This window comes from Leisingera sp. MMG026 (genome assembly GCF_021654205.1).
Taxonomy (GTDB): domain Bacteria; phylum Pseudomonadota; class Alphaproteobacteria; order Rhodobacterales; family Rhodobacteraceae; genus Leisingera.
On record NZ_JAKFZM010000015.1, the window covers coordinates 1 to 15,052 of the forward strand.

General features: G+C 62.6%; 17 protein-coding genes. 10 read left to right on the plus strand and 7 right to left on the minus strand.

What is annotated here, in order from left to right; translation table 11 throughout:
- Positions 1–875 (minus strand): LysR family transcriptional regulator (locus L1069_RS09970; RefSeq protein ID WP_237455578.1); only part of this gene is annotated, 875 nt, incomplete at its 3' end.
- Between the two features lie 120 nt (positions 876–995).
- Between L1069_RS09970 and L1069_RS09975 the strand changes: the two genes are divergently transcribed.
- From L1069_RS09975 to rnd, 4 genes are all read left to right on the plus strand, one after another.
- A complete protein-coding gene (locus tag L1069_RS09975) occupies positions 996–1,976 on the plus strand; it encodes an MBL fold metallo-hydrolase (RefSeq protein ID WP_237455579.1) in 981 nt (326 codons plus the stop codon).
- Between the two features lie 124 nt (positions 1,977–2,100).
- A complete protein-coding gene (purM, locus tag L1069_RS09980) occupies positions 2,101–3,147 on the plus strand; it encodes a phosphoribosylformylglycinamidine cyclo-ligase (protein ID WP_237455580.1) in 1,047 nt (348 codons plus the stop codon).
- The gene (gene purN, locus L1069_RS09985) at positions 3,144–3,740 is read left to right on the plus strand and encodes a phosphoribosylglycinamide formyltransferase (RefSeq protein ID WP_237455581.1); all 597 of its coding nucleotides are present in this window, start codon (positions 3,144–3,146) and stop codon (positions 3,738–3,740) included. The genes purM and purN overlap by 4 nt, the downstream gene beginning before the upstream one ends.
- A 75-nt stretch (positions 3,741–3,815) precedes the next feature.
- Positions 3,816–4,973: a ribonuclease D gene (gene rnd, locus L1069_RS09990; protein ID WP_134830039.1), complete on the plus strand. Its 1,158-nt coding sequence runs from the start codon at positions 3,816–3,818 to the stop codon at positions 4,971–4,973.
- 85 nt (positions 4,974–5,058) lie between these two features.
- On the opposite strand, the gene L1069_RS09995 is transcribed toward rnd, so the two are convergent.
- Complete coding sequence (locus L1069_RS09995) at positions 5,059–5,571, minus strand: hypothetical protein (protein ID WP_237455582.1); 513 nt, start codon at positions 5,569–5,571, stop codon at positions 5,059–5,061.
- Positions 5,572–5,704: 133 nt separating this feature from the next.
- On the opposite strand from L1069_RS09995, the gene L1069_RS10000 reads away from it, so the two are divergent.
- Positions 5,705–6,115, plus strand: a complete 411-nt coding sequence (locus tag L1069_RS10000; RefSeq protein WP_129371147.1) for a SufE family protein — start codon at positions 5,705–5,707, stop codon at positions 6,113–6,115.
- A 61-nt stretch (positions 6,116–6,176) separates the two neighbouring features.
- Here L1069_RS10000 and L1069_RS10005 read toward each other — a convergent pair whose 3' ends face one another.
- Positions 6,177–6,887, minus strand: coding sequence for a DUF1638 domain-containing protein (locus L1069_RS10005; RefSeq protein ID WP_237455583.1), 711 nt, complete (start codon positions 6,885–6,887; stop codon positions 6,177–6,179).
- Between the two features lies 1 nt (position 6,888).
- Positions 6,889–7,587 (minus strand): B12-binding domain-containing protein, encoded by a 699-nt coding sequence (locus L1069_RS10010; protein WP_129371145.1) that lies wholly within the window; start codon positions 7,585–7,587, stop codon positions 6,889–6,891.
- A gap of 222 nt (positions 7,588–7,809) precedes the next feature.
- Here L1069_RS10010 and L1069_RS10015 point away from each other — a divergent pair, with 222 nt between their 5' ends.
- Positions 7,810–8,889, plus strand: a complete 1,080-nt coding sequence (locus tag L1069_RS10015) for a PA0069 family radical SAM protein (protein WP_237455584.1) — start codon at positions 7,810–7,812, stop codon at positions 8,887–8,889.
- A gap of 72 nt (positions 8,890–8,961) precedes the next feature.
- A complete protein-coding gene (locus L1069_RS10020; RefSeq protein ID WP_129371143.1) occupies positions 8,962–9,240 on the plus strand; it encodes an acylphosphatase in 279 nt (92 codons plus the stop codon).
- A 242-nt stretch (positions 9,241–9,482) separates the two neighbouring features.
- Here L1069_RS10020 and bmt read toward each other — a convergent pair whose 3' ends face one another.
- The 3 genes from bmt to L1069_RS10035 form a co-directional block, all read right to left on the minus strand.
- Complete coding sequence (gene bmt, locus L1069_RS10025) at positions 9,483–10,502, minus strand: betaine--homocysteine S-methyltransferase (protein ID WP_134830036.1); 1,020 nt, start codon at positions 10,500–10,502, stop codon at positions 9,483–9,485.
- Positions 10,503–10,569: 67 nt separating this feature from the next.
- Positions 10,570–12,459, minus strand: coding sequence for a phosphatidylglycerol lysyltransferase domain-containing protein (locus L1069_RS10030; RefSeq protein WP_237455585.1), 1,890 nt, complete (start codon positions 12,457–12,459; stop codon positions 10,570–10,572).
- 228 nt (positions 12,460–12,687) lie between these two features.
- The gene (locus L1069_RS10035; protein WP_134830034.1) at positions 12,688–13,005 is read right to left on the minus strand and encodes a DUF1476 domain-containing protein; all 318 of its coding nucleotides are present in this window, start codon (positions 13,003–13,005) and stop codon (positions 12,688–12,690) included.
- A 260-nt stretch (positions 13,006–13,265) separates the two neighbouring features.
- Between L1069_RS10035 and purC the strand changes: the two genes are divergently transcribed.
- The 3 genes from purC (at position 13,266) to purQ (ending at position 15,022) form a co-directional block, all read left to right on the plus strand.
- On the plus strand, positions 13,266–14,027 hold the full coding sequence (gene purC / locus L1069_RS10040) for a phosphoribosylaminoimidazolesuccinocarboxamide synthase (RefSeq protein WP_129371139.1): 762 nt from the start codon (positions 13,266–13,268) through the stop codon (positions 14,025–14,027).
- Positions 14,028–14,123: 96 nt separating this feature from the next.
- Positions 14,124–14,354: a phosphoribosylformylglycinamidine synthase subunit PurS gene (purS, locus tag L1069_RS10045; protein ID WP_129371138.1), complete on the plus strand. Its 231-nt coding sequence runs from the start codon at positions 14,124–14,126 to the stop codon at positions 14,352–14,354.
- Entirely contained in the window at positions 14,354–15,022 is a 669-nt protein-coding gene (gene purQ / locus L1069_RS10050; protein ID WP_237455586.1) for a phosphoribosylformylglycinamidine synthase subunit PurQ, read from the plus strand. The genes purS and purQ overlap by 1 nt, the downstream gene beginning before the upstream one ends.
- The last annotated feature ends 30 nt before the right edge of the window (positions 15,023–15,052 follow it).

A 15,052-nucleotide genomic window follows, 5' to 3' on the forward strand; every position in this document is an offset into this window, starting at 1 on the left:
CCCCCCGCCACCGTGTTCTCGATGGTCAGATCCCGGCGCCGGTCCGGGGTGCGGCGGGAGGGGTAGACGGCAAAGACTTCTTTGAGCGGCGCCTCATAGCCGGGCAGCACCAGTTCGTATTCGCCAGAGGCAAGCTGCGCCTCGATCATGAAGCGGGGCGCGCGGGTATATCCGGTACCGCTGCTGACGGCCCGCATGATCAGATCCGGGTCATCGGCGGTAAAGCCGACCTGCACCGGCGCCGGAAACTCCTGCCCGCCGCGGCGCAGCGGAAAGAAACCGCGGGTCTGATCCTCGTGGTGCTGGATGAACTTGAGCCGCTGCAGGTCTTCCGGTTTCTGCGGGCGGGTTTCGCGGTCCAGATATTCCGGTGTGGCAAATAGCACCGTTTCCAAGGTCGAGATTTTGCGTCCGAACCCGTCGGTATCCCCCAGCCGCCCGGTGCGGATCGCCAGATCGTAGCCTTCGCGTACCACATCGACCAGCCGGTCCTCGAGCCGCATCACGATATTCAGGTCGGGGTGCTGCTGATTCAGCTCCAGTAGCATAGGGCCGATCACGCTGCGGCCCAGAAAAGAATTCACGCTGATGCGGAAGGTGCCCGATACACTGCCCTCCAGCGCGTCCAGCTCTGCCGTCATCCGGTTGTAGCCGGACAGCAGCGCCTGCGCGTGGCTGTAGACCAGATCGCCTGCCCGGGTGGCGTGAATGCCCTTGGCGGTGCGGTGCAGCAATTGCTGGCCTGTCAGGGTTTCAAGCTGCTTGATCTGCTGGCTGACTGCGGATTGGCTGATACCGCGGCGCTGGGCGGCCCGGTTCAGGCTGCCTTCGTCCAGGGCGATGGTAAATGTCTCAAGAAGAGTGAACCGGTCCATCGGATGCCTATCAGTGTTGCTTATAACTGCTATCGGAACTGCTGGGCTGTAAGTACCGGACCATCAGGGTTATTTCCAGCTCACAGGAAAATTCTCCTCAATTGGATATCGGAGTTTCTTATGACAATCAATCGCAGGGCATTTTTGAACGGGCTGGCGGCGGCTCCGGCGGCGGCACTGGCAGGCGGGTTTTGGGGCGGCGGCGCTGCCATGGCTGCAGAAAGTGCAGCAGAAGCGGCGCCGGTCATTCATTCCTTTACCCTGGGGGACGCCCGGATCACGGTTCTTCTGGACGGGCATCTTCCCCTGGGGACGCAGCTGTTCAACGATTACGATGCTGCAGCAGCCGAACCCGTTCTGGCGCAGGGGCTGCACCGGTTGCAGGACGGCGCGCTGCAGATCCCGGTCAACGGCTATCTGGTGGAGCGCGGCGGGCAAAAGCTGCTGATCGACACGGGTACAGCCGAGTTGATGGGGCCGGGGCTTGGCGCGCTGGGCGCCGGGCTGGCGGCAGCGGGCGTGGCGCCCGAGAGCATCAACACGGTGCTGCTGACCCATATCCACCCGGACCATTCCGGCGGGCTGATCACCGCGGACGGAGCCGGGGTTTTTGCCAATGCCGAACTGGTGGTCGCGCAGCGGGAATGGGATTTCTGGCATGATGACGGGATCCTGGCCGGGGTACCCGAGGCCAACCGCGGCTTCTTTGACATGGCCCGTAAATCTGTGGCGCCTTATGCCGGCCGGCTGAAATTGCTGCAGGGCGAGGAAGAGGCCGCCCCCGGTTTCACCGCGCTGGAGCTGCCGGGCCATACGCCGGGCCACACCGGCTTCATGCTGGATGCGGGCGGCGAGGGGCTGCTGTTCTGGGGTGACCTGATTCACAGCGCCGCGCTGCAATTTGCCCTGCCGGACTGGACCGTCGCATTTGACACCGATCCCGCGCAGACGGCGGCGACCCGGCGGCGGATGCTGGACCGGGCGGCAGCGGATAATCTGCTGGTCACCGGCGCGCATCTGGACTTCCCGGCGCTGGGCCGGGTGCTGCGGCAAGGCGATGCCTATGCCTATCAGGCGGCACCCTGGCAGTTTGGTATCTGAGATTGGCGGTACTGTCGTGAAAACCACCTTGCTGCGCCGTCCGGGATGGCGCAGCAGATTCCCTAGTTCCCTTCTGATGCGCCTTGCGCTAAAGGCTGCGCAACCGATTTGAAGGAGCCAAGTGATGACCAGCGGCAAGAACGGCTTGACCTATGCAGACGCAGGTGTGGACATTGATGCGGGCAACGCCCTGGTTGACCGGATCAAGCCGGCCGCCAAGCGCACCAACCGCTCTGGGGTTGCCAGCGGGCTGGGCGGGTTCGGCGCGCTGTTCGACCTGAAGGCTGCTGGATATAATGACCCGATCCTGGTCGGCGCCACTGATGGTGTCGGCACCAAGCTGCGGATCGCCATTGACACCGGCGTGGTGGACGGCGTTGGCATCGACCTGGTGGCAATGTGCGTCAATGATCTGGTCTGCCAGGGCGCTGAGCCGCTGTTCTTCCTCGACTATTTTGCCACTGGCAAGCTGGAAACGGAAACCGCCGCCCGCATCATCGAAGGCATTGCCGAGGGCTGCGTGCGCTCTGGCTGCGCGCTGATCGGCGGTGAAACGGCTGAAATGCCCGGCATGTACCCCGAAGGTGATTTCGACCTCGCAGGCTTTGCTGTCGGCGCGATGGAGCGCGGAACTGCACTGCCCGAAGGCGTGCAGGAAGGCGACGTGCTGCTGGGCCTGGCCTCTGACGGGGTGCATTCCAACGGCTACTCATTGGTGCGCAAGCTGGTTGAGGTCTCGGGCCTTGGCTGGGACGCGGACTGCCCGTTTGGCGAAGGCACCCTGGGCGCCGCACTGCTGACACCGACGCGGCTCTATGTCAAACAATGCCTGGCCGCAGTGCGGGCAGGGGGCGTGCATGCGCTGGCCCATATCACCGGCGGCGGCCTGACCGAAAACCTGCCGCGGGTTCTGCCCGAAGATCTGGGCGCCGACATCGACCTGAACGCATGGGAGCTGCCGCCGGTGTTCAAGTGGATGGCTGAGACCGGCAATATCGCCGAAGCGGAAATGCTGAAGACCTTCAACTGCGGCATTGGCATGATCCTGTCGGTCTCCGCCGACCGTGCTGATGCGCTGGCCGGGCTGCTGGCCGCTGAGGGCGAGACCGTGGCCCGCCTGGGCACTGTCACCGCTGGTGCCGGGATGCGTTATACCGGCAAGCTGCTGTGAGCCAAAAAAAGGTCGCCATACTGGTTTCGGGCGGGGGCTCCAACATGGTGTCCCTGGTTGAAAGCATGACGGGCGATCATCCGGCCCGGCCCTGCCTGGTGCTGTCCAATGATGCCGAAGCGGGCGGTCTGCGTAAGGCCGCCGCCGCCGGAATTGCCACCGCAGCTGTGGATCATAGGCCTTTTTCTGGCGACCGCGCTGCCTTTGAGGCGGAGCTGGTGAAGCCGATTCTGGAGGCTGGCGCCGATATTGTTTGCCTTGCTGGTTTCATGCGGGTGCTGACGGCCGGGTTTGTGTCGCAATTCGAAGGCAGGATGCTGAACATCCACCCCTCGTTGCTGCCGAAGTACAAGGGCCTTCATACCCATGCCCGCGCGCTGGAGGCCGGTGATGTTGAGCACGGCTGCACCGTGCATGAGGTGACGCCGCGCCTGGATGATGGCCCCATTCTGGGCCAGGCACGGGTGCCGGTGCTGGAACACGACACGCCGGATACGCTGGCGGCCCGGGTTCTGGTGCAGGAACACCTGCTTTATCCGGCCGTGCTGCGCCGCTTCGCCGCGGGAGATAAAACGCCGGTTCAGCTGGGCTGAAGCCCGGCTGATTGCATTGCCCGGGACAAGCGCGTATCACGTCCCGGCCCACATGAGATTGAAAAGCCGGAATTTATGAAAACTTTGACCACCACCGAAGACCTGCAGGCCTTTTGCGAAACCGCCGCACAGTATCCTTATGTCACGGTGGATACCGAGTTTTTGCGGGAACGGACCTATTATTCCAAGCTCTGCCTGATCCAGCTGGCCTTTGCCGGCGACGGCGAAAACGATGCGGTTCTGGTTGACCCGCTGGCCGACGGTATTTCGCTGGAGCCGCTTTATACGCTGTTCCGCGACGAGAGCGTGGTCAAGGTGTTCCACGCTGCCCGTCAGGATCTGGAAATCTTCTGGGTCGACGCCGAAGTGTTCCCGAAACCGCTGTTCGACACCCAAGTGGCGGCGATGGTCTGCGGCTTTGGCGATCAGGCCGGCTATGAAACTCTGGTGCGCAAGATCGTCAAGCTGGGCGTCGACAAGACATCGCGCTTTACCGACTGGTCGCGCCGCCCCCTGAGCGAGGCGCAAAAGACCTATGCGCTGGCCGATGTGACCCATCTGCGCAAGATTTATGAGTTCCTGGCCGCGGAATTGCAAAAGAGCGGACGCGCCCACTGGGTGACCGAGGAACTGCAGGTGCTGACCGACCCGGCGACCTATGACATTCAGCCCCAGGACGCTTGGAAACGGGTCAAAACCCGGACCTCCTCGGGCAAGTTTCTGGCGGTTGTGCGTGAATTGGCGGCGTTCCGCGAAACCTATGCGCAAACCAACAATGTGCCGCGCAACCGGGTGTTCAAGGATGACGCGCTGGTGGAGCTGGCCTCGACCAAGCCGCGCAATCCCGGTGATCTGGGCGGATCCCGACTGCTGCTGCGCGAGGCGCGCAAAGGGGCTATTGCCGAAGGGATCCTGGCGGCCGTGGCCAAAGGGGCCGACTGCCCGCCGGAAGACCACCCCAAGATGGACCGCAGCAAGGAAAAGCTGCAGGTGAACCCGGCGCTGGCGGATCTGCTGCGGGTGCTGCTGAAGGCCAAGACCGAAGCGGAGGGCGTGGCGGCCAAGCTGATCGCACCCAGTGCGGACCTGGACGCTATTGCTGCGGGACTGCGCGATGTTCCGGCCCTTAACGGCTGGCGGCATGAGGTGTTCGGCGCCGATGCGCTGCGGCTGTGTGACGGCAAGATCGGCCTTGCTGCCAAGGGTCAGGACGTAAAGGTTGTGGAGCTGTAAGACGCCCCAGCCGCTGTAAACAATCCTCACAAAGAAAAACGCCCGCAAATCCTGCGGGCGTTTTTCTTATCGGTCGGTCTTGAAGTCAGCGGCGGCGGCTTTCGCGGGCATTCTGCGCGCCATTCACACGCACGGTGCGGATACCGGCCAAGTCCTGATTTGTGACCGTGCGGGCGGCATGGATGGTGCGGCTGAAATCACTGCCGGTGGCGGTGCTGGTTTCCGGGTAGACCACCCGGAAATCCAAGCTCAGGACGCCCTCTTCACTGCCGTCGGCCGGCCGCAGAACAACGTCATAGGCGCCCTGGCGGCTGGCAATGGCCGTTGCATAGATGATGGCGCCGGATGCGGTGCGTTCGATCCGCATTTCGGTGATCCGGCCGGCCAGGACAGTGGTGTCCTTGGGCTCAGGCCGGGCAAAGATACCGCGGGCATTACTGTCTTGCGGCAGCAGCGGGTTGGTGTTGTCCGCCACCGGCGCTTCCGCAGGCGCGGAGCTGCCGAACCAGTTGGAGGGGTTGATCCGCGACTGTTTCCAGCCGCCGCAGCCTGCCAGCATCAGCGCGCAGGCCAATGTAAGAGCCAATGGTTTATGCATCTGTCCCCGCCCATTCAAAATGTCTTTGCAACGGATTACCCGATTGGCTGCGGCTTGAAAAGCGGTTGAAATGGGGCGGGCAGGGGCTTAGGTGCTGATCTGCACCGGATGCGGGTTTTGAGGATGGACGATAATGGCCACTGCCGCCTTTGAAGAGATCGTGGAAGACTTTGAGTTCATGGAGGACTGGGAGGACCGCTACCGCCATGTCATTGATCTGGGCAAGGCAATGCAGCCGCTGGATGACGCGCTGAAAGTGCCCGCAACCAAGGTCGACGGCTGCGCCAGCCAGGTCTGGCTGCATGCCACGATCGACGGCGGAGAATTCCGGTTCGACGGCGACAGCGACGCGATGATTGTGCGCGGTCTGATTGCGGTGCTGCGCTGCCTGTACAATGGTCTGGGGCATAAGGACGTGGTGGCCGTGGATGCCAAGGCTGAGCTGGGACGGCTGGGGCTGAACGAACATTTGTCTTCGCAACGCTCAAACGGGCTGCGGTCGATGATCGAGCGGATCCGCGAAACCGCGATGGCCCAGGCCTGAGGCAGCAGGGCGAGGGGCCGGCCCCTCGCGCTCCCCGGAGTATTTTGGAAAAGATGAAAGTCTAGCCTGCCCAGCCTGAAAGGGTGGTTTCCAGATCGCCATAGCCGGTGTGTCGGTGTTCGAATTCCAGACCCATGCGGTCCGCGCATTCGCGCGCCTTTTCCACCAGCTTGGGGTCGCTGATCTGCGACTGATAGACCAGTTTGGTGTAATTGCCGAACACCATGTCCCTGAGTTCGGGGTTCTTGTCTATGCCCATTGGGCGCCAGATAAAGGCATCGAACTGCTTGACCAGGAAATCGGTCAAGTAAAAGGCAGTGATCTCGCCTGCATCCGCATGGGCGGCGAAGGCCTCATTGCCCTCAAAAAAGGAATAGCAATGCGGGCCTGCCACCATTTCAACGCCCAGCTCTGCGCATTTGCGTTCCAGCGCACCGCCGGTTCCGCAATCAGCATAGACCACGAAGATCTTGTCATAAACGGCTGAGTGTTTGGCTACGGCGCCGTCCACGGCATCGACAATCTGCTCCGGGTAAAGGTGCAGTTTTGCGGGCAGGCAAGTGAGGTCGATGTGATCCAGCCCGTTTTTCTCCTTGATATCAAGGATCTCGCGCGCAAGGGCGCCGCAGGCAATCAGCAGGATACGGCCGGTCTTCTTTTCAGGGGCAGCCAGGCCCTGTTCGGTGAGGGAGCTTTCCTCAAGTGTCCGCCCTGTCGGCGGGCGGAAGGCAGCCCGCTCGGTCAAGCGGGCTGCGCGTCCTTTGCGTGCCAAATCAGGCGCTCATCGAGTTGTGCTTGCGCGCCACCATATCCTTGGCCATTTCCACGGCCACGGCGGCGTCACGGCAATAGCCATCGGCGCCGATGGCCTTGCCGAACTCTTCGTTCAGCGGTGCGCCGCCAACCAGCACGATGTAGTCATCACGCAGGCCTTGCTCGACCATGGTGTCGATAACGACTTTCATGTAGGGCATGGTAGTGGTCAGCAGAGCCGACATGCCAAGGATGTCCGGCTTGTGCTCGCCCAGGGCTTCCAGATAGTTTTCAACCGGGTTGTTGATACCCAGATCGACAACTTCAAAGCCTGCGCCTTCCATCATCATCGAAACCAGGTTTTTGCCGATGTCGTGGATGTCGCCTTTGACGGTGCCGATTACCATTGAGCCGACCTGCGGTGCGCCGGTTGCAGCCAGCAGCGGTTTCAGGATGGCCATGCCGCCCTTCATCGCGTTGGCGGCCAGCAGAACCTCGGGCACGAACAGGATGCCGTCGCGGAAGTCGGCTCCAACGATAGTCATGCCGCCCACCAGGGCCTTGGTCAGAACATCATACGGCGCCCAGTCGCGCGAGAGAAGAATGCCAACGCCTTCTTCGATTTCCTCTTTGAGACCGTCATAGAGGTCGTCAAACATCTGCTGAACAAGTTCCTCGTCATCGAGTTCCGAGAGGATGATGTCTTCTTCGTCCGACATGCGCCTAATCCTTGCTGACGGGGGAGTCCCCGGTGTTGGCCTGTTTCTGAGGCTTTTGTGACAGAATACAGCCGGTGAACTGCATTATTTGCGACATTGCCGCGTTTCTAACCGACGTATAGAGACAATTTCGGCGCAAGAATAATGAAGATTTCACATGGAAATCTTCGAAATTGCCCATTTGTTCTTTATTTGTTCTAACTGGGTGGCTACGGTGCGTCTATGCCGCAGGAAAACACCCAGCATGCCACACGCCGCAAAGGGCGCGCCAGTCTCAGCAATGCGGCAGGACGGTTCGATTTGGACCGCAGCCATGCGGATGACGGCTGGTTTCAGGAGCCGGAAGCGGAAGTGATTCCCACCGAAGTGCGGCAAGAAACGGCACGGTCGCTGATCAGTTACAACCGGTCGCCGGATCTGCCGTTTGACCGGTCCATCAACCCTTACCGGGGATGCGAGCATGGCTGCATCTACTGCTTTGCACGGCCCAGCCATGCTTATCTTGGCCTGTCACCGGGTTTGGACTTTGAGACACGGCTGGTCGCACGCCCCAATGCGGCCGCGGTGCTGCGCAACGAACTGTCGGCGCCGCGTTACAAGGCGGCCGTGCTGGCGCTAGGCACCAACACCGACCCGTACCAGCCGTGCGAGCGGGACCATCGTATCACACGCAGCTGCTTGGAGGTTTTGCGGGATTTCAATCATCCTGTGGCGATCGTCACCAAGGGTGCGATGGTGGAACGGGACCTGGATATCCTGGCGCCGATGGCAGCCAAAGGTCTGGTGCGGGTGGGGGTTTCCGTTACCACGCTGGACCCGGATCTGTCCCGCCGGATGGAGCCGCGGGCCCCTTTGCCGGCCCGGCGGCTGGCCGCGATCCGGCGGCTGACGCAGGCGGGTGTGCCGGTGCGGGTGATGACCTCTCCTGTTGTGCCTGGGCTGACCGATCATGAGCTGGAGGCGCTGCTGGCAGCCGGGGCGGAGGCGGGTGCGGATGCCGCCAGCTGGATCATGCTGCGGCTGCCGCGGGAGGTGTCGGGTTTGTGGCAGGAATGGCTGGACAAGCACGAGCCTGGCCGTGCGGCCAAGGTGATGGCGCGGTTGCGGGAAATGCATGGCGGGCGCGACTACGACCCGCGCTGGGGCCACAGGATGCGCGGCGAGGGGCGTTATGCCGAAATGATTGCGCAGCGGTTTAAGGCAGCCTGCCGGCGGCTCGGGCTGAAGGAGCGAACACCGGATCTGCGATGCGATCTGTTTGCCAGGCCGCCGCAGCCGGGCGACCAGCTGGCGTTGTTTTGATCCGCCCTTGATCCTGCGGAGCGGCTTTTTGTGCTAGGCTGTGATCATTCATGATTGAAAGGAAGGTGTGCTATGACTGCTGTCGCAGTGAAGGCACGTGTCACCGGCCGCGTGCAGGGTGTGGCGTTCCGCACCTGGGCCAGGGCAGAGGCGTTGCGCCACGGCCTGTCCGGCTGGATCCGGAATGAGCCGGACGGCTCGGTGCGGGCGTTGCTGATGGGGCCGGCCGCCGGCGTCGCCGATATGGTGCGCCGGATGGGCCACGGGCCTGGCGCCGCCGCGGTGAAGGATGTGCTGACTGAACGGACAGTTCCCGACCCTGAAGTGAGCGGCTTTACAATCGTCCGCTAGGCCGGCGTGAACAATCGGCTGGCGTCATTTGCCGGGGCTAGCGGCGAAAGTGATACGGGCGTTCGCGCAAATAATACGCGCGCATCGTCAGGCCGGCCTGACGGTGTGCAATGCGCATTGGAGCCAAAAAACAGGCTGAGCCATAAGTTAAGGGCGCCGCAAGGTAATTGCGGCGCCCCTAATTTGCCTTCCGGTGCTTCCACTGGCCGCGCGAAAGTCCGCGGTTGCGGCGGCCCGGCAGATCAGGCGCGGCGGCGGCGGCGCGAGCGGCGCTCACCGCCTGCGTTTGCGTCTTCACCGGTGCCGTCGCTGTCAGAGGTGAAAGGGCCAAGCACTTCGACGATTTTCTCAAGAGCCGGGCGGTCGCCGCGCGGGCGGCTGTCCAGGGCGTCGCGCATTGCGCGCAGATGATCCGGCATGGTGCCGCAGCAGCCGCCAATGATCCTGGCGCCCGAGTCGCGGGCCATCACTGCGTATTCCCCCATCAGCTCGGGCGTGCCGTCGTAATGGATGTGGCCGTCGACATATTTCGGAATTCCGGCATTGCCCTTGGAGATGATCGGGCGTTCAGTGCCCTGCGCCGCAAAGCCAAGCACAGTGCGCAGGATGTCCGACGCACCGGTGCCGCAATTGGCGCCAAAAGCCAGCGGTGCATTGTCGAACTCTTCCACCAGCTGGGCGAGATCCGCTGAGGTCACACCCATCATGGTCCGCCCTGCGGTATCAAAGCTCATGGTGCCGCACCAGGGCATGTCCGCCAGCTTGAAGGCCTCAGCCGCGGCGCGGAATTCTTCCGGTGCAGAAATGGTTTCCAGCCACAAAACATCGGCGCCGCCCTCCTTCAGGGCATCGGCCTGTTCATGGAACATCTCGACCGCCAGAGCATGGGACATGTCACCGATAGGCTCAAAAATTTCCCCAGTCGGGCCGACGGAACCGGCCACGGCGATCTTGCGTTCCGCCTTGTCTGCCACCTCGCGGCCCAGTTCGGCCGCAATGCGGTTCAACTCGCGCACGCGGTTTTGAGCGTCATGCAGTTTCAGCCGCGCGGCGGTGCCGCCGAAGCTGTTGGTCAGGAACAGATCGCTGCCCGCATCAACCGAGCCCTTGTACAGCGCCAGAATTTTCTGTGGTTCGTCCACATTCCACAATTCCGGCGCATCGCCGGACTGCAGACCCATGGCGAACAGATTGGTGCCGGTTGCACCATCCGCCAGCAGGGCGTCTTTGGTTTCCAGCAGCTGTTTGAAAGTGTTTGTCATCGGTTTCATCCCGTGTCAGCAGGCCGTCCGGGCGGGCAGGGCGGCAAATCGGTCTGTGTCCCCTGTCTCATGCCGGGCGGGCAAGGGCAATTTCATTTTCTTCATCTTCATTATGAGCGGGCGCTGCGGCGGCTGCGGGCTGCACGGCGGGCGGGCGGTGCACCAGGCGCAGCAGCTCCCCAATGCAAAGCGCCATTTGCAGCCAGCTGGGGGCTGCCATATAGCGCGGCTCCCACCTTGGTGCAAAGCAGGCCTTGAACCGGCGCAGGCCCCGGTCCACGCCCTTGGCCAGGCGGTGACCGGGCACGGCTGCCAGCGACAAGCGCGGGATACTTTCGGCTGCGGCGGCAGCTATGCCGGCCCGCACCAGCGCATGGCCGGTCCCGTCCGGAACATCAGGGCGCATCCGGATCAGATCCAGGCACCATTCGCGGGCGGATGTGTGAAAGCTGGCAAAGCCGATCAGCTGTCCGTCCCGGAACGCCAGGATCACCTCCTGGGCGGCCAGATAGCCGGGTTCAAACCGTCCCATCGTGGTGCCATAGGCGGTGCCATGGGCCGATTGCCAGGCTGCGTCGGCGTCCCGCATCTGATCAAAGGGCAGCCGGGCCGCGGCGCGGCAGACCTCAATGCCTGTTTTCTCGGCATGACGCAGTTTGCGGCGCAACTGGCGGCGGGAGGAACCGCTCTCGGAGAACTTAAGCGGGTTCAGTACCGCATCTTCGGCGATCCGCAGGACGCGCCAGCCGGACTTGCGGGCATGCAGCGCACTGCGTCCGCTGCATTTGTAATAGCAGGCGGCGGCGTTGCGGGTTTGGGCGTGGCGGGCCAGCGGAGCAAAGGTCTCGGCTGCAAGGCCCGACAGGGGGTCAAACAGCGCAATCGATGCCTGCGGGCTGTCCAGCAGCGCAATCTGGTTAAGGCCGAACGCTTGCACATGGCCGCCGTTCTGCCGGATAATTCCGGTTTCAGAGCATGCCCGGTTGCCGGACAGGGCGGCTGGCGGCAGGCTGCGGCTGCCCAGCAGGTCTGTATCGCCGGCGGCTGGAACCCTTGCCGGCAGCAGTCCGGGAAAGACCATCAGCAAGGCGGCCAGAACCGCCGGCACTGCATAATAGACCAAACGGAAGGCCAGCAGCCCGGCGATCAGACTGTGGTCGGGGACCGCAGGCAGCAGCGCGCAGAGAGTCAGCTCAAACGGGCCGGCCCCGCCGGGGGCCGAAGACACAACTGCAAACCCCAGCGCAATCGCATAGGCCGTAAGGAGCTGCGCCCAGGATGTTTCCATTCCGCCCGGCAGCAGCAGCCACAACGCTGTGCCGGCGGCGGCGACATCGGCGGCTGCCCAGAACCCCAAAGCGGTCATTGCGGTCAAGGAGGGCCAGCGCAGCCTCAGCCGGAACAGCGGTGTTTGCGGATGCAGAAAGCTGAAGACCGAAACGCCGGCGGCGGCAGCCAGGATCACACCGCCAGCCCAGGCCAGGCCCGGCGACGGCGGCGCCAGGATCAGCGCGGCACCGCAGATTACCGAAAGTGCTGCCAAAAATGTGACGGCCACCAATGCTGTCAGTTGGCCCGCCTGCAGCGGGGACAGGCCGGGCAGCAGGCGCCAGCGGGCATAGCTGCCGGTGATCAGGCCGAACCCGGCGGTCTGCGAAAAAGCGATGGCAGCCATGCCTGCGCGCCGCGCTGCGGGACCATCCATACCGGTGCCAAGATGGCGGTGGGCCACGGAATCATAACGCCCCAGCGCCCAAAAGCTGAGGCCGGTGGCCAATACAGCAGCAGCCCATTTCCAGGCGGGCAGACTGCCCAGGATGGCGCCAAGTTCCCGCATCGGCGGCAATTCGGTCTGTGTTTGCAGCAGCCAAAGACAGCCCCCCATGACCAGAAAAGGAACGGTCAGCCGGATAAGCCGCACAACCGGCCTGGGGGCGGTGGATTTTGATAACAGCATGGCAATCCTTGAAAGGCAGCGTAAAAGGCCCTTGGCTGCCAGTGTACCGGGTGCTGTTTGCAGATCAGTTAACCGCTGAAACTGTGCTGATTGCCGTAGCGGCCTTTCCATCATTGGATAGGTAAGGCAGGCAGGTTGTTGCGGCAGCCGCATGGCAACGCTGCCGGCGGGCACCGTGCCGGGAAGCGGCGGAAGACGCAGGGCTGGTTTGGCGGTCCGGCTGGATGATCAGCCGGCTTCGCTCAGAATTTCTGCCTGCGCCTGCGGCATCAGTTCCTGCAGTTTGCTGCGGATCTGTGTTTCGCTTGCCTGAGAGCCGAGGTCGCCTGACAGCTTGCGCACGACATCCTCATGGCCGGCTTCCTCAAGATCGGCAGCAACGACGGACTGGGCGTAATCGGCGGCAGATGAGCCGCTTTTCCCCAGCAGCTCTGCCGCCCAAAGGCCGACCAGCTTGTTGCGCCGCGCGCGGGCTTTGAACTGCATTTCCTCATCATGCGCGAATTTGGCCTCAAACGCCTGTTCGCGTTCGTCAAATGTAGTCATGACTGATCCTCATTAACCGATTGCACCTGTCTAATGATAGGAGCATGATCCCTGCAGAGGGCAAGAAAAAACTGTTCTTGATAAAGCCTTTGTGCCTGCTGCAAGGCGGGCGGGCTGCACCGGGCGGCGGCTGCCGCTTACGGGGTCTGCATCTGCAGGGCCGCGATCCCATGCAGCAAGCTTGCGGCTGAGGCCCCCTTGCACTATGAGGGCGGCACATCGCAGGGCCGGATTCCCGGCATTGACCCGAAAGGCTCCCAATGGCGCGTCGCAAGAAAATCTACGAAGGCAAGGCCAAAACACTGTATGAAGGCCCCGAGCCGGGAACCATCGTGCAGTATTTCAAAGACGACGCCACCGCCTTCAATGCTGAAAAGCACGACGTGATCGAGGGCAAGGGCGTTCTGAACAACATCCTGAGCGAGTTTTTCATGCTGGGCTTGGGTCAGATCGGTGTACCGACACATTTTCTGAAGCGTTTGAACATGCGCGAGCAGCTGGTGCGCAGCTGCGAGATCATTCCGCTGGAAGTGATCGTGCGGAACTATGCGGCCGGCAGTATCTCCAAGCGTCTGGGCATTGACGAGGGAACTCAGCTGCCGCGCCCGATTGTGGAATACTGCTATAAGGACGACGGTCTGGGCGATCCGCTGGTCACCGAAGAGCATATCGCCGCCTTTGGCTGGGCCAGCCAGCAGGACATGGACGATATCCTGAGCCTGGCGCTGCGGGTCAATGACTTCCTGTCCGGTGTGTTCCTGGCCGTTGGGATCCGTCTGGTCGACTTCAAGATCGAGATCGGCCGCGTTTATGAGGGCGATTTCCAGCGTCTGGTGATTGCGGACGAGATCAGCCCGGACAGCTGCCGCCTGTGGGACGTGAAGACCGGCCAGAAGCTGGACAAAGACGTGTTCCGCCGCGACCTGGGCAGTCTGACCGATGCATATTCGGAAGTGGCGCGCCGACTGGGCGTGATGCCGAACAACCCGCCGGCGCCGGGCAAACCGACGCTGGTGAACTAAGCCGGTCCCGCCCTGCGGATAGGGCGGGGTTTTGAGTATTTTTAAAAAGATGAAGCCTGGATGGGGCTTTGCCACCGAAACCTGAGGGATGATGCGATGAAGGCACGGGTGCATGTGATGCTGAAGAACGGGGTTCTGGATCCGCAGGGCGAGGCGGTGCGCCACGCGCTGGGAGCCTTGGGCTTTGACAAGGTTGAAGGTGTGCGGCAGGGCAAGGTGATCGATCTGGATCTGACAGACGGCGCCACCGAAGCTGACGTGACCGCAATGTGCGAAAAGCTGCTGGCCAACACCGTGATCGAATCCTACAGCATCGAGCTGCAGTGATGAAGGCGGCGGTAGTAGTCTTCCCGGGTTCAAACTGTGATCGCGATTTGGCGGTAGCGTTTGAGCAGGCTGGTTTCGACGTGTCGATGGTCTGGCATAAGGACAGCGCGCTGCCGGAAGGTGTCGATATCGTTGGCGTTCCTGGCGGTTTCTCCTACGGCGACTATCTGCGCTGCGGTGCTATCGCGGCGCAATCGCCGATCTGCAAGGCCGTGGTCGCGCACGCAGATCGCGGCGGCTATGCCGTTGGCGTCTGCAACGGTTTCCAGATCCTGACCGAAACCGGCGTGCTGCCGGGCGCATTGCTGCGCAACGCAGGTCTGAAATACATCTGCCGCACCGTAGACCTGAAGGTGGCGACGTCTGAGAGCGTCTTTACCCAAGGGTACAATGCGGGCGACGTGATCGGGGTGCCGATTGCCCACCATGATGGCAATTATTTTGCCGATGCCGAGACCGTCAAGGCGTTGCAGGACCAGGACCGGGTGGCCTTCACCTATGCAGACAACCCCAATGGTTCGGTTGCTGATATTGCCGGTATCCTGTCGGACAACCGCCGCGTGCTCGGCATGATGCCGCACCCGGAACGGGCCGCGGATGAAGGGCACGGCGGCACCGACGGCACGGCAGTGTTCCGCGCATTGGCGGGCATGGTCACTGCGGCGTGACTTGAGGATGCGGGGCGGCCGCAATAGGTA

Bases quoted from the DNA above. Each gene is read 5' to 3' on its own strand.
- L1069_RS10020 (WP_129371143.1), top strand. From the start codon at position 8,962: ATGACTGCTGTCGCAGTGAAGGCACGTGTCACCGGCCGCGTGCAGGGT.
- purS (WP_129371138.1), top strand. From the start codon at position 14,124: ATGAAGGCACGGGTGCATGTGATGCTGAAGAACGGGGTTCTGGATCCG.
- L1069_RS09975 (WP_237455579.1), top strand. From the start codon at position 996: ATGACAATCAATCGCAGGGCATTTTTGAACGGGCTGGCGGCGGCTCCG.
- L1069_RS10010 (WP_129371145.1), bottom strand. From the start codon at position 7,587: ATGTCGGACGAAGAAGACATCATCCTCTCGGAACTCGATGACGAGGAA.
- L1069_RS10000 (WP_129371147.1), top strand. From the start codon at position 5,705: ATGGCCACTGCCGCCTTTGAAGAGATCGTGGAAGACTTTGAGTTCATG.
- L1069_RS10030 (WP_237455585.1), bottom strand. From the start codon at position 12,459: ATGCTGTTATCAAAATCCACCGCCCCCAGGCCGGTTGTGCGGCTTATC.
- L1069_RS10015 (WP_237455584.1), top strand. From the start codon at position 7,810: ATGCCGCAGGAAAACACCCAGCATGCCACACGCCGCAAAGGGCGCGCC.
- purQ (WP_237455586.1), top strand. From the start codon at position 14,354: ATGAAGGCGGCGGTAGTAGTCTTCCCGGGTTCAAACTGTGATCGCGAT.
- purM (WP_237455580.1), top strand. From the start codon at position 2,101: ATGACCAGCGGCAAGAACGGCTTGACCTATGCAGACGCAGGTGTGGAC.
- L1069_RS10035 (WP_134830034.1), bottom strand. From the start codon at position 13,005: ATGACTACATTTGACGAACGCGAACAGGCGTTTGAGGCCAAATTCGCG.
- bmt (WP_134830036.1), bottom strand. From the start codon at position 10,502: ATGACAAACACTTTCAAACAGCTGCTGGAAACCAAAGACGCCCTGCTG.
- purC (WP_129371139.1), top strand. From the start codon at position 13,266: ATGGCGCGTCGCAAGAAAATCTACGAAGGCAAGGCCAAAACACTGTAT.
- L1069_RS09995 (WP_237455582.1), bottom strand. From the start codon at position 5,571: ATGCATAAACCATTGGCTCTTACATTGGCCTGCGCGCTGATGCTGGCA.
- rnd (WP_134830039.1), top strand. From the start codon at position 3,816: ATGAAAACTTTGACCACCACCGAAGACCTGCAGGCCTTTTGCGAAACC.